This window comes from Xanthomonas sp. LF07-6 (genome assembly GCF_034105445.1).
Lineage (GTDB): Bacteria > Pseudomonadota > Gammaproteobacteria > Xanthomonadales > Xanthomonadaceae > Xanthomonas_A > Xanthomonas_A sontii.
Map to the genome: position 1 here is coordinate 136369 of NZ_JAXGGI010000001.1, position 17377 is coordinate 153745.

At 70.3% G+C, this 17377-nt stretch carries 10 protein-coding genes and 2 pseudogenes; 7 read left to right on the forward strand and 5 right to left on the reverse strand.

All coding sequences use genetic code 11. From position 1 onward, the window contains the following. Window positions 1-15 precede the first annotated feature (15 nt). The 4 genes from creD to SLW56_RS00580 form a co-directional block, all read right to left on the reverse strand. Window positions 16-1335: a cell envelope integrity protein CreD gene (creD, locus tag SLW56_RS00565; protein WP_295973395.1), complete on the reverse strand. Its 1320-nt coding sequence runs from the start codon at window positions 1333-1335 to the stop codon at window positions 16-18. Between the two features lie 227 nt (window positions 1336-1562). Next, the gene (creC, locus tag SLW56_RS00570) at window positions 1563-3005 is read right to left on the reverse strand and encodes a two-component system sensor histidine kinase CreC (protein WP_267084769.1); all 1443 of its coding nucleotides are present in this window, start codon (window positions 3003-3005) and stop codon (window positions 1563-1565) included. Between the two features lies 1 nt (window position 3006). Beyond that, window positions 3007-3717, reverse strand: coding sequence for a two-component system response regulator CreB (gene creB / locus SLW56_RS00575; RefSeq protein WP_267084770.1), 711 nt, complete (start codon window positions 3715-3717; stop codon window positions 3007-3009). Window positions 3718-3808: 91 nt separating this feature from the next. After that, window positions 3809-5749, reverse strand: coding sequence for a GGDEF domain-containing protein (locus tag SLW56_RS00580; protein ID WP_320694201.1), 1941 nt, complete (start codon window positions 5747-5749; stop codon window positions 3809-3811). Between the two features lie 241 nt (window positions 5750-5990). Between SLW56_RS00580 and rlmJ the strand changes: the two genes are divergently transcribed. Beyond that, window positions 5991-6848 (forward strand): 23S rRNA (adenine(2030)-N(6))-methyltransferase RlmJ, encoded by an 858-nt coding sequence (rlmJ, locus tag SLW56_RS00585; RefSeq protein ID WP_320694202.1) that lies wholly within the window; start codon window positions 5991-5993, stop codon window positions 6846-6848. Window positions 6849-6875: 27 nt separating this feature from the next. Here rlmJ and SLW56_RS00590 read toward each other — a convergent pair whose 3' ends face one another. Then, window positions 6876-7841: a YwqG family protein gene (locus SLW56_RS00590; RefSeq protein ID WP_267099574.1), complete on the reverse strand. Its 966-nt coding sequence runs from the start codon at window positions 7839-7841 to the stop codon at window positions 6876-6878. 132 nt (window positions 7842-7973) lie between these two features. Between SLW56_RS00590 and SLW56_RS00595 the strand changes: the two genes are divergently transcribed. The 6 genes and pseudogenes from SLW56_RS00595 (at window position 7974) to SLW56_RS00620 (ending at window position 17365) form a co-directional block, all read left to right on the forward strand. Continuing rightward, the gene (locus tag SLW56_RS00595; protein WP_017909572.1) at window positions 7974-8516 is read left to right on the forward strand and encodes a GNAT family N-acetyltransferase; all 543 of its coding nucleotides are present in this window, start codon (window positions 7974-7976) and stop codon (window positions 8514-8516) included. 122 nt (window positions 8517-8638) lie between these two features. Next, window positions 8639-9949, forward strand: a pseudogene (locus tag SLW56_RS00600) (transcription-repair coupling factor); the annotation flags it as partial. Window positions 9950-10117: 168 nt separating this feature from the next. After that, window positions 10118-12295: pseudogene (mfd, locus tag SLW56_RS00605) on the forward strand (transcription-repair coupling factor); the annotation flags it as partial. Between the two features lie 455 nt (window positions 12296-12750). Next, window positions 12751-13071 (forward strand): STAS domain-containing protein, encoded by a 321-nt coding sequence (locus SLW56_RS00610; RefSeq protein WP_267096724.1) that lies wholly within the window; start codon window positions 12751-12753, stop codon window positions 13069-13071. A gap of 13 nt (window positions 13072-13084) precedes the next feature. Then, on the forward strand, window positions 13085-15169 hold the full coding sequence (locus SLW56_RS00615; RefSeq protein WP_320694203.1) for a chemotaxis protein CheA: 2085 nt from the start codon (window positions 13085-13087) through the stop codon (window positions 15167-15169). Between the two features lie 57 nt (window positions 15170-15226). Further along, window positions 15227-17365: a methyl-accepting chemotaxis protein gene (locus tag SLW56_RS00620; protein WP_295964984.1), complete on the forward strand. Its 2139-nt coding sequence runs from the start codon at window positions 15227-15229 to the stop codon at window positions 17363-17365. Window positions 17366-17377 lie beyond the last annotated feature (12 nt).

Genomic DNA, 17377 nt, shown 5'->3' on the forward strand with positions numbered 1-17377 from the left:
TTCTCCCCCGACGGCTCAGCGCAGCGACGCGCCGAGTTCGTACCAGTCGATCCGGCGGGTGATCCACATGATCGCGCCGAGGATGCCGAACAACAGCAGCGAGCCCATCAGCAAGGCGTTGTCTTCCGAGGCCAGCAGGCCGTACAGCGCGCCGTACAGCACGGTGAGCATGCTGGCGAAGCCGGCCGCGCGCAGGCGGCTGCGCAAGACCCCGGACAGGTAGAAGAACTGCAGCCCGATGCAGGCCACCGCCGAGACCAGATACGCCTGCCAGAACGGGATGTGCTCGGACAGGCTGAGCAGCAGCAGGAAGAAGATCGCCAGCGCCAGGCCCACCAGCAGGTACTGCAGCGGATGGATCGGCAGGCGCTTGATCAGCTCGAACAGGCCGAAGGCGACGAAGGTCAGCACCACGAACAGCAGGCCGTACTTGCTGGCGCGCTCGGCCTGGGTATACACGTCCACCGGGTCGACCAGGTCCACGCGCAAGGCGTCGAGATCCTGTCCGCCGGAGGCCAGCTGCGCCTGCGCGCCGGTCGCCAGCGACGACAGCGCCCAGCTCGCCTGGAACCCCTGCGCGGTGATGCGGCGCTCGTTGGGCAGGAAGCGGCCGCCGAACAGCGGATGCGGCCACGGCGAGTTCAGCGCGATCTGGTTGTCGTCGCCGACCGGCACGATCGACAGCGCCTGGGTGCCGTCGAGCACGAATTCCATCTGCACGTCGTGCAGGTCGGTCAGCCGGCCCTGCTGCGTATCGCGCAATGCCGGCAACACCGCGTGCACGCCCTTGGAGATGTTGGACAGCCCTTCCGAGCCCGGCTGCAGCGGCAGCGCGCGGCCGTCGGCGCGCAGATTCGGCGTGCCGACCAGGCCGCGCACGTCCTGCAGGCCGATCGCCAGATACGGCGTGCCGTACTGGCGGCGATCGACAGCGGCATAGTCGAGATCGTCGAACTCGGCCTTGAGCCGCGCATGCCAGCTATACACCTGCACCTTGAACAGGCCGATGTGGCGCTGCGCGGGCTTCAGTTCGCCTTCGACCTGCAGCCGCCGCGGCGCCTGCAGCACGTAGCCGGCCTCGGTCTCGCGCTTGGTCACCCGCTTGCCGTCGGCGTCGAGCACGGCGACCTCACGTTCCTGGGTCCACGGGATCACCCGCAGCGGGCCGAGCAGGCGCTGCTCGCCGGCCTTGCTCTGCGACACCCGTTCCACCGCCTCGTCGCGGTAATGCTGGCGGTCCTGCACGGTGCCGCGAATCATCAGCAGCGGGATCAGCAACAACAGGATCAATCCGCCGATGGTGGCGAATCGCAACAGCAGCTTCAGGGATTTCATGGCGACCTCTCGGTTGGGAGGGGGCCAGCATGCGACCGCTGCGTGGGTGGGGTTTGAGGCGAATTTGAAGTGGGTGTGAAGTGGGAGGAGCCGGGATTGGGGATTGGGGAATCGGGATTGGTGTCCGGCATCCCGTCGACGCGGCGCCCCACTGTGGGAGGGACTTCAGTCCCGACGCGGCAGCCCCGGCACCGCGCTTCACGCGCTCTCGCGCGAATCGATCCGGCTCAGGCCAGCGGCAACGCCAGGCAGGCCACCGCGCCGCCGCCGTCGCGGTTGCGCAGCCTGGCGTCGCCGCCGTGCAGGCGCGCCACCTCGCGCACGAACGGCAGGCCGAGGCCGGAGCTGCGCTGGCCGGTGGCCGGGCGCGCCAGCGAGTAGAAGCGCTCGAACACCCGCTCCAGCGCGTAGTCGGGAACGCCCGGGCCGGCGTCCTCCACCGTCAGCAGCACGCGCGCGTCGGCGCCGCGTTCGGCACGCAGCACGATGACCGCGCCCTCCGGCGAAAAGGCGATGGCGTTGTCGAGCAGGTTGTGCAGCGCCTGACGCAGCAGGTAGGGATCGCCTGACACAACCAGGGTCGGATCCGGCGCCTGCACCTGCAGCTGAAGGCCGCACGCCTGCAATTGCGGCGCCAGCGCTTCGGCCAAGTCCGCGCACAGCGGCGCCAGCGCCACCGGTTCGCGCCGCTGCAGCCAGCCGTGCTGTTCCACCTCGGCCAGCGCCAGCAGCTTGTCGATGGTCTCGGTGAGGCGCTGCTGCTGCTCGGCGATGTTGCGCACGAAGCGCTGCCGCTCCGGTTCCGGCAGCGGCTCCTGCAGCAGTTCCGCCGCGCCGCGGATCGCGGCCAGCGGGCTCTTCATCTCGTGGGTCAGCGACTGCACGTACTGCTCGACGTACTGCTTGCCCTCCAGCTTGCGGCGCATGGTCTCCAGCGCACGGCCGAGATCGCCGATCTCATCGCGGCGCGGCGGCGGCGGCGGCACCGGCGCACCGGCACTGACCGCCTGCGCATAGCGGTTGAGCCGGCCGATGCCGCGCAGCAGGCCCCAGGTCATCAGGATCCCGATCAGCGCCGAGATGCCGATCAGCCAGGCGCCGCGCAGCAGGATGCTGCGCTGGCTGGCGACGATGAACGGCTCGATGCTGCGGTTGGGCTGGGACAGGGTCAGCACGCCAATCAGCCGCTGCGGGTCGGCCGGATCGTAGACCGGCGCGGCCACGTGCATCACCGTGTGGTTGGGGTCGCCGTCGGCCTCGGGGCTGGAGCGGGCGCCGTACTCGCCGCGCAGGGTGCGGTACACATCGTTCCAGCGCGAGTTGTCGCGGCCGATGTCCTGTCCGCGCGAATCGAACACCACGATGCCCGCCGCATCGGTGAGGGTGACGCGGTAGTCGACGCTGTGCTTGGGAAAACGCCAGACCATCGCGCGCGGATCGCGCCGCTGCGCCGCGGCCAGGTCGCGGGCGAAACGGCCGCTGGCGATGCGCCCGTCCTTGAGATCCTGCGCGGCCATCTGCGCCAGCACGTTGGCCGCGTCCACCAGGGTCGATTCCATCGCCTGGCGCACGCCCGGCTTGACCTCGTTGACGAACACCCGCATCACGAAGAAGGCGGCCACGCCGACGATCAGGAAGAAGCCCAGGAACAGCTTCAGCCCCAGCCGCACCTCAGGCCTCCAGCGCGTAGCCGAGGCCGCGGTGGGTGCGGATCGGATCGTCGGTGGCGCCGGCCGCGCGCAGCTTGGCGCGCAGGGTCTTGATATGGGTGTCGACGGTGCGGTCGGCGCTGTCGGCGCTGCTGTCCCAGCCGCGGTCCATCAGTTGCGCGCGACTGAGGATGGCGCCGGGCCGCTGCAGCAGCGCTGCCAGCAACGCGTACTCGTAGCGGGTCAGGTCCAGCACCGCAGCGCGCCAGCGGATGCGGCGGCCGTCGCGGTCGATGGCGAAATCGCCGTGCTGCTGCCAGCCGGCCTCGGCATCGCCGACGACCACCGCCGGGCGCCGCAACCGCGCCCGCACCCGCGCCACCAGCTCGCGCGGCGAGAACGGCTTGGCCATGTAGTCGTCGGCGCCCAGTTCCAGGCCGAGCACGCGGTCGATCTCCTCGTTGCGCGCGGTCAGGAACAGCACCGGCACCTGGCTGAAACCGCGCAGCGTGCGGCACACCTCGAACCCGCTCAGGTCCGGCAGGCCGACGTCCAGCACCACCACGTCGATGCCGCCCTCGCGCAGCTGCGCCAGGGCCTCGCGCCCGAGCTGGCAATGCCGCACCGCGTAGCCCTCGCTGCGCAGCGCGTACAGTACGGTGTCGGCGATGGCGGATTCGTCCTCGACCACGAGGACACTGGCGGCGGCAGGCGTGGACATGGCGCGCAGCATAGCCGTCGCGCGGGCGCCGCGGCAGTCCGTCCGGCCATTCCGCGGCACCGCTCGTGGATCGGCACGGAACCCGACGCGCACCTGCGGCGCGTCAGCTGTCGCTGCCGCCGCGCGCGTTGGCCGCGCCCGGCGCCGACGCCAGTTCCACCCGGTTGCGGCCGCCGTGCTTGGCCCGGTACAGCGCGGCATCGGCGCGCGCCAGCAGCGCCTGGCTGCTCTCGCCGGCGCCGGCCTCGGCGATGCCGATGCTGACGGTCAGGCGCAGGCCCGGCACGACCGCGTCGAACGACTGCCGCTCCAGCACCTCGCGCAGCAGCCCGGCCAGCTCCCGTGCCTCGGCACAGGTGGCGCCGGGCAGCAGCGCCAGGAATTCCTCGCCGCCGGTCCGGCCGAAGCTGTCGTTCCTGCGCAGGCTCTGCCGCAGGGTGGTGGCGACCAGCCGCAGCACCTGGTCGCCCGCCGCATGGCCGTGTTCGTCGTTGATCCGCTTGAAGTGGTCCACGTCCAGCGCCAGCACCGACAGCGGCATGCGCCCGCCGCGTGGCAGCGCCGCCAGCGCAGTGTCGAGTTCGGCCAGCACCTGGCGCCGCGAGGCGACGCCGGTAAGGCTGTCGACCCGCACTTCGCGGCGGGCGCCGCGCAGGCGCCCGAGGGTCAGGAACAACACCCCGACGAGCACCGCCAGCAACAGCAGCGCCGCGCCCAGCAACGCGCGCCGCAGGGTCGCCTCGCGCTCCATCGCCTGCAGCCGGTTACGCTGGGTTTCCGCCTTCTGCGCCAGTTGCAGCGCCGCCAGGTCGCGCTCGCGGCTTTCCGATTCGGCGATCAGGAACTGCGATTGCTCGCGCTGCATGCGCGTGTCCAGTTCCTGCTGCACGCGCATCTGCGCCTCGCGCGCATCCAGTGCCTGGCGCCAGGCGCCCAGCGCGCGCAAGGCGGTGGCCTTGAGGTCCAGCACGTCGCTGAGGCTGCGCAGGTCGCCGTTGGCGCGGTAGCCCTGCTCGGCCTGGTCGGCCAGCGCCAGCGCGGCCCGCGCATCGCCGCTGCGCTCGGCGATCAGCGCATCGACGTAATCGCGACGCGCGCGCATCAGCCGCGTGGCGCCCATTGCGACCAGTTGCGCTTCGGCCTGCTGCCGCTGCGCCCGCGCCTGCGGCAGGTTGCCCAGCAACGCGTTGACCCGGGCCGCGCGCAGCAACAGCGACGCCTGCGACCCCTCCAGCGGATGTCGGCCATGCAGCTCGGCCGCGCGCAGGTAGGCAGCCAGCGCCGCCGGCAGATCGCCGCGTTGCTCGGCGATGGCGCCTTCGCGCTCCACCGCCAGCGCCTGCATGTAGCCGCCATCGCCCTGCCTGGCCCGCTGCAGGACCTCGGCGACGACCTGCTGCGACAGATCCGGCAGGCCCATGTCCAGGTAGGCGTCGGCAATGCCGATCAGGGTCAGCAGCGCGACCCAGCCGCCATCGCGCCGTGCGTCAAGCGCGCGCAGTTCCTGCAAGGTACGCAGCGACTGCGCGTAGTGGCCGGCGTCGCGCTCGGCGAAGGCACGCATGCGCAGGGCCGCCGCGCGCAGTCGCGGGAACCGCTGCGCGTCGGTCAGCGCCAGGATCGTGGTGGCGGGCCGCAGATAGGCCGGGCGCTGGCCGTCGTTGTAGAGCGCATAGGTTTCGCACAGCAGGTACTCCAGGCGGACCTGCACATGGGTGCGCGCGATCGCGCCGCGCTCGCCGCGCCGCGCCTGCTCCACCGCCGCGGCCGGGCCCTGCGGAAAATGCTGGCAGTCGAAGGCGTCCAGGCGCGCCCGCCGCACCGGGTCGCCGGCGGGCAGCAGCGCCTGCAGGCGCGCATGCGCGACGCGGTAGGCCTGCTCGTCGGCGGCCATGTCCTTGCCGTGCGCACCGACATCCTCGATCAGCGCATCGAACGCCGCAGCTTGCGCTGCGCCCGAGGGCGCGGCTTCGGCACGGGAGGCACCGCAGGCGGCGAACGGCAGCGCCAACGCCAGGACACCGAGCAACAGGGGAGAAGACATGCGCATGCGAACCGTGGACCCGCCGGCCGCCCACGCGGTATCGGCACTGCGCACCCGAACGCTCCGACGACGCCTGCGCCCGGATGCACAGGCCCATCGTCCACACCTTCCGGCCTCATGCCCGTTAGGCGCCGTGCGGCCGCCAGCGGTCGCCCGGCTAGTGTACCGCGGCCGCGGACCCGCCCCGCCCGGCACCTCGGCAGGCGTGGCCGGCCGGCGTGGCGCCCCGTACACTGCGCGGATGAATTACCGCCACGCCTTCCACGCCGGCAACCATGCCGATGTCCTCAAGCACATCGTGCTGCTGGCGCTGCTCGATGCGTTCAAGCGCAAGGACAGCCCGTTCTTTGTGCTCGATACCCACGCCGGGCGCGGCCGCTATCTGTTCGCGGCCAACGAGGCGCGCAAGACCGGCGAGGCCGCCGCCGGCGTGCTGCGGTTGATGGGCCAGCCGACCCTGCCCGACGTGGTGGAGCGCTACCTGCGCGCGGTGCAGGCCGACAATCCGGTCGGTGCCCTGGTCGCCTACCCTGGTTCGCCGCTGCTGGTGGCGCAGGCGCTGCGCGCGCAGGACCGGCTGGCCGCCTGCGAACTGCAGCCCGAGGAAGCCGCCGAACTCAAGGCGTTGTTCGCCCACGACCGCCGTGTGCAGGTGCATGCCGGCGACGGCTATGCGGCGATCAAGGCATTCCTGCCGCCCAAGTCCGGGGCCAACCGGATCGGCCGCGGGCTGGTGCTGATCGATCCGCCCTACGAAGCGCAGGACGCCGAGTACCCGCTGATCGTGACCGCGCTGCGCGAAACGCTGAGCCGCTGGCCGCAGGCGGTGTGCGCGGTGTGGTATCCGATCAAGCAGCGCCGCAGCCTGCAGCCGTTCTTCCGCAAGGCCGCGGCCCTGCCGGTGGCGTCGGCACTGGTCGCCGAACTGCAGGTGCGCCCGGACGATTCGCCGTTGCGGCTCAACGGCAGCGGCATGTTGCTGCTCAATCCGCCCTGGCAGTTCGAGCAGGCGCTGGCGCAGGCGCTGCCGCCGCTGAAGGCGCACCTGGGCGAAGCCGGTGCCAGCACGCGCCTGGAATGGCTCAAGCGCGAAGCATGAGGTACGCGGGGCGGCGCACGCGCGCGCTCAGAAGCAATCCCAGTTGTAGGCGATGCGGCTGAAATCGCCGCGCCGCAGGTCGTCCGGATCGATGAAGAAGTTGGCGACGCCGCTGTCGCCCCACATCATCTCCTCGTCGCTGTCCAACTGCAGCAGCAGGACCTGCTTGTCCTGCAGGGTTCGCGGGTCTTGCTGGGTGAACTCCGGGTAGCCGCCGAGCTTGTTGCCGCCACGGCTCAGCGCATCGAACAGCGCGTCGTCCACCGTATCCTGCGACACCGCGTGGCGCTTGGCATAGGCCGCGGCCACCTCCTCCAGTGGTTTGCCCAGCACCTGCTCGAAGCGCACATCGCTGCTGCCGATGGTTTCCTCGCCGGCGTCGAACCGCATCGCCCGCGGCCGCGCCGGATCGAACGGCAACGTGTCGGCCGCTGGCAACGGCACCTCGGCCTGCCGCGCCGACGCCTTCGGCTGCGGCCAGTACACCACGCGGAAATTGCGTTGTTCGCTCAGCGCGGCCAGGTCACTGCGCGCACCACCGAAGTTGGCCCCATAGAAGTCGTCGTCGCCGCCGATGAAGAACTGCAGCATGCCCTGGCGCGGGTAGCCGGGCAGCGGCGGCATCCGCGCCAGATCGATCTGCGCCAGCAGCGCCAGCGGCTGGCCATCGGCCGCATGCGGATACGGCTTGTCACCGGTCCAGTAGGGGCGCCCGCCGACCTTGCTGGCCAGGCGATCGTCCTGCGCCATCGGCCGCAGTTGCAGTTGCACCACCGGCCGGCGCGTGGCCTGCAGCCGCGCCTGGTACGGGGCCAATGCCTGTGTCGCCAGCTGCTCCGCATCGGCGACTGGAGCGGCGGTGGTGGCGGTCGGCGTGTCGTGGTGCTGCACGCGCAGCAGCCATCTGCCACCGCCCACCAGCAGCCCCACCAGCAGCGTGGCCAGGCCCAGCCCGATCGCCGCGGAGACGGCCACGGCATGCGATGTCTTCATCGTCGCGCATTCCCTTGAACGAAGCGCCACTCTAGCAAGACCGCCCGAACGGCACATCGGCAGGACGCTGCGTTCACGGGCGTAAGGTTTTGGTAATGCGAGAATCCAGGCTTCGTCGAGGATCATACGGCCATGGCTACCCGCAACCGCATGCCTCCGTGGCATGAAACCTTCACCCTGCCCAGTGGGCGCGAACTGCTGATCCGTCCGATCCGGCCGGAGGACAGCGCGCCGCTGCAAGGTGCCTTCGGCCTGCTCGGGCCGACCGAGATCCGCGAGCGCTTCCTGCATTCGACGCAGGAACTGACCGAGGACATGGCGCAACGCCTCACCCATCCCAATCCGAAGTCGGAACTGATCCTGGTCGCGGCCGAGCCGCTGCCGCCTGGCGAAGCCGTGGTCGGTGCGGTGGCGCGCGCCGCGATCAACCCGGGTACCCGCGAGGCGCAGTACGCGATCCTGGTCAGCAGCTTCGTCTCGGGTCAAGGGCTGGGCCGGCAGCTGATGCGCAAGCTGGTCAAGTGGGCGCGCCGCAAGTACCTGGACCGGCTCTACGGCGATGTGCTCGAACGCAACGTGCCGATGCTGCAGTTGGCCGAGTCGCTGGGCTTCCAGCGCATGCCGCATCCGGACAATCCGGACCTGGTGCGGGTGGTGCTGGAACTGGGTAGCTGAAAACTCCGGACCCGGGACCCGGGACCCGGAAAAGCCAGAGCTCAGCAGGCAGCTTCAGCTCCTGCTCTTACGTGTCCCCGGTCCCGGGCCCCGGGTCCCGACCTTGCTAAACTAGTTGGTCCATGCCGCCCCTTCCCTTCCCCGTTCCGCCGCTGCCCAAGTCCGGCCAGCTCCGCGCGCACTGGCGCGCCCCCGCGTCCTCCACTGCTCTGGCCTGGCACATCGCCTGCGCGGCGTCCGCGCACCGCGGGCCGTTGCTGGTGGTCGCACGCGACAACCAGAGCGCGCATCAGCTCGAAGCCGACCTGCACAGCTTGCTCGGCGACGATCCGAGCCTGCCGGTGGTGCCGTTCCCGGACTGGGAAACCCTGCCCTACGACCAGTTCAGTCCGCACCCGGACATCGTCAGCCAGCGCCTGGCCGCGCTGCACCGGCTGCCGACGCTGACCCAGGGCATCGTGGTGGTGCCGGTGCAGACGCTGATGCAGCGGGTGGCGCCGCTGCGCTACATCGTCGGCGGCAGTTTCGACCTGCGCGTGGGCCAGCGCCTGGACCTGGACGCGGAGAAGCGCCGACTGGAAAGCGCGGGATACCGCAACGTGCCGCAGGTGATGGACCCGGGCGACTTCGCCGTGCGCGGCGGCCTGCTCGACGTGTACCCGATGGGCACCGACGCGCCGCTGCGGATCGAACTGCTGGACGAGGACATCGATTCGATCCGCGCCTTCGACCCGGAATCGCAGCGCTCGCTGGACCATGTGCAGGCGGTGCGCATGCTGCCCGGGCGCGAAGTGCCGATGGACGACGTCAGCGTGGAGCGGGTATTGACCGCGCTGCGCGAACGCTTCGATGTCGACACCCGGCGCAGTGCGCTGTACCAGGACCTGAAGGCCGGGCTGGCGCCGTCGGGCATCGAGTACTACCTGCCGCTGTTCTTCCAGGACACCCGCAGCAGCGGCGCACGCGAGGCCACCGCCACCCTGTTCGATTATCTGGGCGAGCACGTGCTGCCGCTGATCGCACCGGGCGTGGGTGCCGCGGCCGATGCGTTCTGGGCGCAGACCCAGGCCCGCTACGAGCAGCGCCGCCACGACGTGGAGCGCCCGCTGCTGGCGCCGGAGGAGCTGTACCAGGCGCCGGACGCGCTGCGCGAGCGCCTCAACGGGCTGCCGCGCATCGACGTGTGGGCCGCCGACCACCCGCGCATCGACGAGGCACAGGCCCTTGGCGACCAGCCGCTGCCGCCGCTGCCGGTAGCGGCCAAGGACGCCGCGCCGGGCGCGGCGCTGAAGAGCTTCCTCGATCACTACCCGGGCCGGGTGCTGATCGCCGCCGATTCGCCGGGCCGCCGCGAGGCGCTGCTGGAAGTGTTGGCGGCCGCGGAGTTGAAGCCGGAGGTGTTGCCGAGCTTTGCGGCATTCCTCCCTTCTCCCACCGGGAGAAGGTGGCGCGAAGCGCCGGATGAGGGTGCGGCGTCTGCGCGGTCGGGAACGAAGAAGGCGGGTGCTTCGGCAAGTTCCACGGTTGCGCAGACGAACTCCACTAGCGGTCGGACCCTCACCCCAACCCCTCTCCCGGAGGGAGAGAGGCTTTCTGCTGCACGTTTCGCCATCGCGGTTGCGCCGCTCGACGACGGCTTCGCGCTGGAGGAGCCGCGGATCGCGGTGTTGACCGAGCGCCAGTTGTTCCCCGAGCGTGCCAGCCAGCCGCGGCGCAGCCGCCGTGTGGGGCGCGAGCCGGAAGCGATCATCCGCGACCTCGGCGAATTGTCCGAGGGCGCGCCGATCGTGCACGAGGACCACGGCGTCGGCCGCTACCGCGGGCTGATCGTGCTCGATGCCGGCGGCATGCCCGGCGAGTTCCTGGAAATCGAATACGCCAAGGGCGACCGGTTGTACGTGCCGGTCGCGCAGTTGCACCTGATCAGCCGCTACTCCGGCGCCTCGGCCGAGACCGCGCCGCTGCATTCGCTGGGCGGCGAACAATGGACCAAGGCCAAGCGCAAGGCCGCCGAGAAGGTGCGCGACGTGGCCGCGGAGCTGCTGGAGATCCAGGCGCGCCGGCAGGCCCGCGCCGGACTGGCGCTGCAGGTGGACCGGGCGATGTACGAGCCGTTCGCCGCCGGCTTCCCGTTCGAGGAAACCCCCGACCAGTTGGCCGCGATCGACGCCACCCTGCGCGACCTGGCCAGCAGCCAGCCGATGGACCGCGTGGTCTGCGGCGACGTCGGCTTCGGCAAGACCGAGGTCGCGGTGCGCGCGGCCTTCGCCGCGGCCAGCGCCGGCAAGCAGGTGGCGGTGCTGGTGCCGACCACGCTGCTGGCCGAACAGCACTACCGCAACTTCCGCGACCGCTTCGCCGACTACCCGCTCAAGGTCGAGGTGCTGTCGCGCTTCAAGAGCAGCAAGGAGATCAAGGCCGAGTTGGAGAAGGTCGCCGCCGGCAGCATCGACGTGATCGTCGGCACCCATCGCCTGCTGCAGCCGGACGTGAAGTTCAAGGACCTGGGCATGGTCATCGTCGACGAGGAGCAACGCTTCGGCGTGCGCCAGAAGGAAGCGCTGAAGGCGCTGCGCGCCAACGTGCACCTGCTGACCCTGACCGCCACGCCGATCCCGCGTACCTTGAACATGGCCATGGCCGGCCTGCGCGACCTGTCGATCATCGCCACGCCGCCGCCGAACCGGCTGGCGGTGCAGACCTTCGTCACCCAGTGGGACAACGCGCTGTTGCGCGAAGCCTTCCAGCGCGAACTGGCGCGCGGCGGCCAGCTGTACTTCCTGCACAACGACGTGGAGAGCATCGGCCGCATGCAGCGCGAGCTGAGCGAACTGGTGCCGGAGGCGCGCATCGGCATCGCCCACGGGCAGATGCCCGAGCGCGATCTGGAAAAGGTGATGCTGGATTTCCAGAAGCAGCGCTTCAACGTGCTGCTGTCGACCACGATCATCGAATCGGGCATCGACATCCCCAACGCCAACACCATCGTCATCAACCGCGCCGACCGCTTCGGCCTGGCGCAGTTGCACCAGTTGCGCGGCCGCGTCGGCCGTTCGCACCATCGCGCCTACGCCTACCTGCTGGTACCGGACCGGCGCAGCATCACCCCCGATGCGCAGAAGCGGCTGGACGCCATCGCCTCGATGGACGAACTGGGCGCCGGCTTCACCCTGGCCACCCACGATCTGGAGATCCGCGGCGCCGGCGAACTGCTGGGCGAGGACCAGAGCGGGCAGATGGCCGAGGTCGGCTTCAGCCTGTACACCGAACTGCTGGAACGCGCGGTGCGCAGCATCCGCCAGGGCAAGCTGCCGGACCTGGATGCCGGCGAGGAAGCGCGCGGCGCCGAGGTGGAACTGCACGTGCCCGCACTGATCCCGGACGACTACCTGCCCGACGTGCATACCCGCCTGACCCTGTACAAGCGCATCTCTAGCGCCCGCGACAGCGACGGCCTGCGCGAACTGCAGGTGGAGATGATCGACCGCTTCGGCCTGCTGCCGGATCCGGTGAAACACCTGTTCGCGATCGCCGAACTGAAGCTGCAGGCCAACGTGCTGGGCATCCGCAAGCTGGAACTTGGCGAGCACGGCGGGCGCCTGGTGTTCGAGGCCAAGCCCAACGTGGATCCGATGACCATCATCCAGATGATCCAGAAGCAGCCCAAGCTGTATGCGATGGATGGCCCGGACAAGCTGAAGCTCAAGCTGCCGCTGCCGGAGGCGGCCGACCGCTTCAATGCCGCGCGCGGCCTGCTGACCGCGCTGTCGCCACGCTGAGCGACGCGGGCGCGTCCGCCCGCGCCGCCCCCCGCACGCGGCCCGCTGCCGCGACCCCGCACCCCTCTGCCCCGCCCCCGCCCCGGACCGCCACAACGTTCGGTGGCGTATGGGCGCTCGCACCGCTGTGTTCCCTGGCCTGCAGCGGTCTTCACGTGAAGACCGCCGCCACGTCGCACGTATGGCGCGGCTTTTTGACGCCTTCCCCGTTGCCGCGACTGGCACGGCGCATGCAGAAACGTAAGGACCGACCGCATCGGCGCGGTTATGGGATGCGCGTCCTGGCACCGGCCTGAACCACTCAGGCTCGCGTGCGGCCTGCGAGACAAATGCTTCACGCGGGCTAAATATCTCTAAATATTTCCCGTCCGCGCCGATATCGCTGGTACCCAGGCCTGCACACGCCCTTCACGGCGTGGCGCCGGCTTTCCACTCGCCACTGCCGGAGACCCGCCATGCGCTCGACGCCCCCCGACGAACAGGATCCGCCGCTGCAGTTGATCGTGGACGGCGACATGACCATCCGCCATGCGGCCGAACTGAAGCCGCTGCTGCTGCCCGCGCTGGAGCATCCCGGCGGCCTGCGCCTGCAGGTGCAGGCGGTGAACGACATCGACGCCACCGGCGTGCAACTGCTGCTGGCCACCCAGGCCGCGCTGCGCGCGCTGGGACGGCCATTCCAGCTCGAGGGCTGCACCACAGCGGTCGGCGACGCGCTGGACCTGCTCGGCCTGGGCGACGCGTTCGAGCGCGTCGGCGACGACACTCTTCACTAATCGGCAGCACGACATGAACATGGATCAATTGCTGCAGACCTTCATCGCCGAGAGCCGCGACCTGCTCGAGGACATGGAACGCAACCTGCTGGAAGCCGAGCGCGGCGAAGCCGGTCCCGACGCGGTCAACGCGATCTTCCGCGCCGCCCATACCATCAAGGGCTCCGGCGGCCTGTTCGATCTGGCGCAACTGGTCGGCTTCACCCATGTGGTGGAGAGCGTGCTGGACCTGGTGCGCGAGCACGCGGTCGCGCTGGACTCGGACCTCATCCAACTGATGCTGGCCTGCTGCGACCACATCCGCACCCTGGTGGAAGCGGCCGCCGGCGCCGAGGCCGACGAAGCCACGCTGGCCACCGAGGGTGCGCCGCTGCTGGAACGCCTGCAGACCTACCTGCACCCTGCTGCCGCGCCGGCCGCCAAGGCCAGCGCCACCGCAACGCCCGCGGCGCCGGCGCAGACCGGCTACTGGCGGATCTCGCTGCAGTTGTTCACCGATGCGCTGCGCTTCGGCAACTCGCCGCTGCACCTGATCCGCTGCCTGCGCAGCCTCGGCAGCCTGGAAGCGGTGCGCACCCGTCACGAGCGCGTGCCGGCGCTGCCGGACCTGGAACCTGAGGCCTGCTACCTGGGCTTCGACATCCTGCTGCGCAGCGACGCGCAGCAGGCCGCGATCGAGGACATCTTCGAATTCGTGCGCGACGACTGCGACCTGCAGGTGCTGGCGGTGGACCCGTACGGCGACGCCGCCAACCTGGATCTGCCGCTGCTGGTGGCCGAGGCCGGCAGCCAGGCCAGCGCCGACGACTTCGCCGGTTTCGAGAGTGCCGCCACACCGGAGGCCGCGCCGGCTGCAGCCGCACCGGCCATGCCCAATGCGCCGGCCGCGGCAGCGGCCCCCGCCGCCAATGCCGGCCCCGCCAAGGCCGCCGGCGCGCGCGGCGAAGGCGGCTCGATCCGCGTCGACGCCGACAAGCTCGACCGCATGATCGACCTGGTCGGCGAGCTGATCATCGCGGTCGCCAGCACCGGCGCCAACGCGCAGCGCACCGGCGATGCGCAGTTGCTGGAATCCACCTCGATCCTCGCCGGCCTGGTCGAGGAGGTGCGCGAAAGCGCGCTGCAACTGCGCATGGTCAAGATCGGCGGCACCTTCAGCCGCTTCCACCGCGTGGTCCACGACGTGGCCCGCGAACTGGGCAAGGACATCGCGCTGGTAGTCAATGGCGAGGACACCGAGCTGGACAAGTCGGTGGTGGAGAAGATCGCCGATCCGCTGACCCACCTGGTGCGCAACGCCATGGATCACGGCATCGAACCGGCCGAGGTGCGCCAGGCGCGCGGCAAGCCGGTGCGCGGCACGGTACGCCTCAACGCCTTCCACGATTCCGGCAGCATCGTCATCCAGATCAGCGACGACGGCGGCGGCCTCAACCGCGACCGGATCCTGGCCAAGGCGCTGGAACGCGGCCTGATCGAAGCCGGCCGCCAGCTCTCCGACCGCGAGGTGTTCGCGCTGATCTTCGAGCCGGGCTTCTCCACCGCCGAGAAGGTCACCAACCTGTCCGGCCGCGGCGTCGGCATGGACGTGGTCAAGCGCAACATCGCCGCGCTGCGCGGCAGCGTCGACATCAGCAGCCAGCAGGACGTCGGCACCACCATCTCGGTGCGGCTGCCGCTGACCCTGGCGATCATCAACGGCTTCCAGGTCGGGGTCGGCAAGTCGGTGTTCGTGGTGCCGCTGGACGTGGTCGAGGAATGCGTGGAGTTCGCACCGAACTACCAGAGCGAGTACATCGACCTGCGCGGCAACGTGCTGCCCTACGTGCGCCTGCGCTCGCTGTTCGCCATCGCCGGCGCGCCGCCGGCGCGCGAGAGCATCGTGGTGATCCGCCAGGGCTCGCAGCGGTTCGGCCTGGTGGTCGACACCCTGCTGGGCGAGTGGCAGACCGTGATCAAGCCGCTCTCCAAGGTCTTCGCCCAGGTCAAGGGCATCAGCGGCTCCAGCATCCTCGGCAGCGGCGGGGTCGCCCTGATCCTGGACGTGCCGTCGCTCATCGGCCAGTTGCAACCCGGCACCGAATCGCTGGCGGCCTGAACCGTCGCATCGCCTGCCGCCATTCCTACGTCACGCCATCAACCAGGAATCGCCGTCATGTCCCAGAACCGGACGCCCCTTACCACCCTGCCGACGGCCGCGGTCGTCGCCGTCGCCCTGCCCGCCGCCGCGGCCGTCGCGGCGCTGGCGCTGCCGCTGGCCGGCGGCCTCGCCTGGGCTGCGGTCGCCGTGGCCACGCTGGTCGCCGGCCTGGTGCTGGCCGGCAGCGTGCGTTCGGCGCAGCAAACGTCCGCTGCCGCGCAGCGCGAACTGGACCTGGCCCGCACCGGTCTGCAGGCGCTGGCGCAGGGCGAACTGGAGCGCGTGGACGCGACCGCCGGCGGCAGCGAGATCGGCCAGGCCCTGCTCGCCGCGCAGCGACCGCTGCGGCAGTTGCAGGCCGACGTCGCGCACATGACCCGCGCGCACGCCGCCGGCGACTGCGACGTGATGCTGGATGCCGCGCAGTCCAGCGGCGCCTATCGGGCCGTGGCCGGCGACATCAACCAACTGGTCGGCGCCCACATCGGCGTCTGCAAGCAGGCGATCGATTGCGTGGGCGAGTTCGGCCGCGGCAACTTCGCCGCGCCGCTGGCCGCGTTCCCGGACAAGAAGGCCTACATCAACGACACCATCGAGCAGGTGCGGCGCAACATGCTCGGCCTGATCGCCGAAATGCGCCGCGTCTCCGAGCAGCACGAGGCCGGCGAGATCGACGCCAGCATCGACAGCGCCCACTTCCAGGGCGACTTCCGCGGCATGGCCGACGGCATCAACCGCATGGTCGGCAGCCACATCGCGGTCAAGAAGCAGGCGATGGGCGTGGTCGCCGAGTTCGGCCGCGGCAACTTCGACGCGACCATGCCGCCGCTGCCGGGCAAGAAGGCCTTCATCAACGACACCATCGAGCAGGTGCGCGGCAACTTCAAGCGCCTGATCGGCGAGATCGCGCGCATGTCCGACGAGCACGACAAGGGCGACATCGACGTGCAGATCGACTGCACCCATCTGGACGGTGAATTCTGCGCGATCGGCAAGGCCATCAACCGCATGGTCGCCGCGCACATCGCGGTCAAGAAGCAGGCGCTGGGCGTGGTCGCCGAGTTCGGCCGCGGCAATTTCGACGCGCCGATGCCGCAGTTGCCGGGCAAGAAGGCCTTCATCAACGAGATCATCGAACAGACCCGCGGCAACCTGCGCAGCGTCGGCGACGTGATCAAGGTGATGGGCGCGATGGCCGAGGGCGACCTCAGCCGCCAGGTGCAGGGCCACTACGAGGGTGCCTTCGCCGACATGCAGCGCTACGTCAACGCCACCATCGACAAGCTCACCAGCATCGTCAACGAGGTCAACGGCAACGCTGTCACCCTGGCCAGCGCCGCCGAGGAACTGTCCTCCACCGCGCAGTCGCTGAGCCAGGCGGCCAGCGAACAGGCCGCCGGCGTGGAGGAGACCAGCGCCTCGCTGGAGCAGATGACCGGCTCCATCGCGCAGAACGCGGAGAACGCCAAGATCACCGACGGCATGGCCGCCAAGGCCTCGCGCGAGGCCGCCGAAAGCGGCGAGGCGGTCCGCGCCACCGTCTCGGCGATGAAGGAGATCGCACGCAAGATCGGCATCATCGACGACATCGCCTACCAGACCAACCTGTTGGCGCTGAACGCGGCGATCGAGGCCGCGCGCGCCGGCGAGCACGGCAAGGGCTTCGCGGTGGTCGCCGCCGAGGTGCGCAAGCTGGCCGAGCGCAGCCAGGTCGCCGCGCACGAGATCAGCGACGTCGCCAGCACCAGCGTGAACCTGGCCGAGACCGCCGGGCGTCTGCTCGGCGAGATGGAACCGTCGATCCGCCGCACCTCCGACCTGGTGCAGGAGATCACCGCCGCCTCAGAAGAGCAGAGCTCCGGCGTCGGCCAGATCAACACCGCGGTAGTGCAGCTCAGCCAGACAACACAGCAATCCGCTGCCAACGCTGAAGAATTGGCCGCCACGGCCGAAGAAGTAAGCAGCCAGGCCGAACAGTTGCAAACGCTCATGAGCTTCTTCACCACCGGCGCCACGCCCACCCCGGCACCGGCCCCGCAGCCGCGGCGGCTGCCGACGCCGATGCAACGCGGGCCACGTGCGCGCAGCTTCGGCGGGCCTGCCGCCACGGCGCAGGCCGCACGCCTGGAAGAAGCCGCGTTCGTCTCGTTCTGATCCATCTCCGCA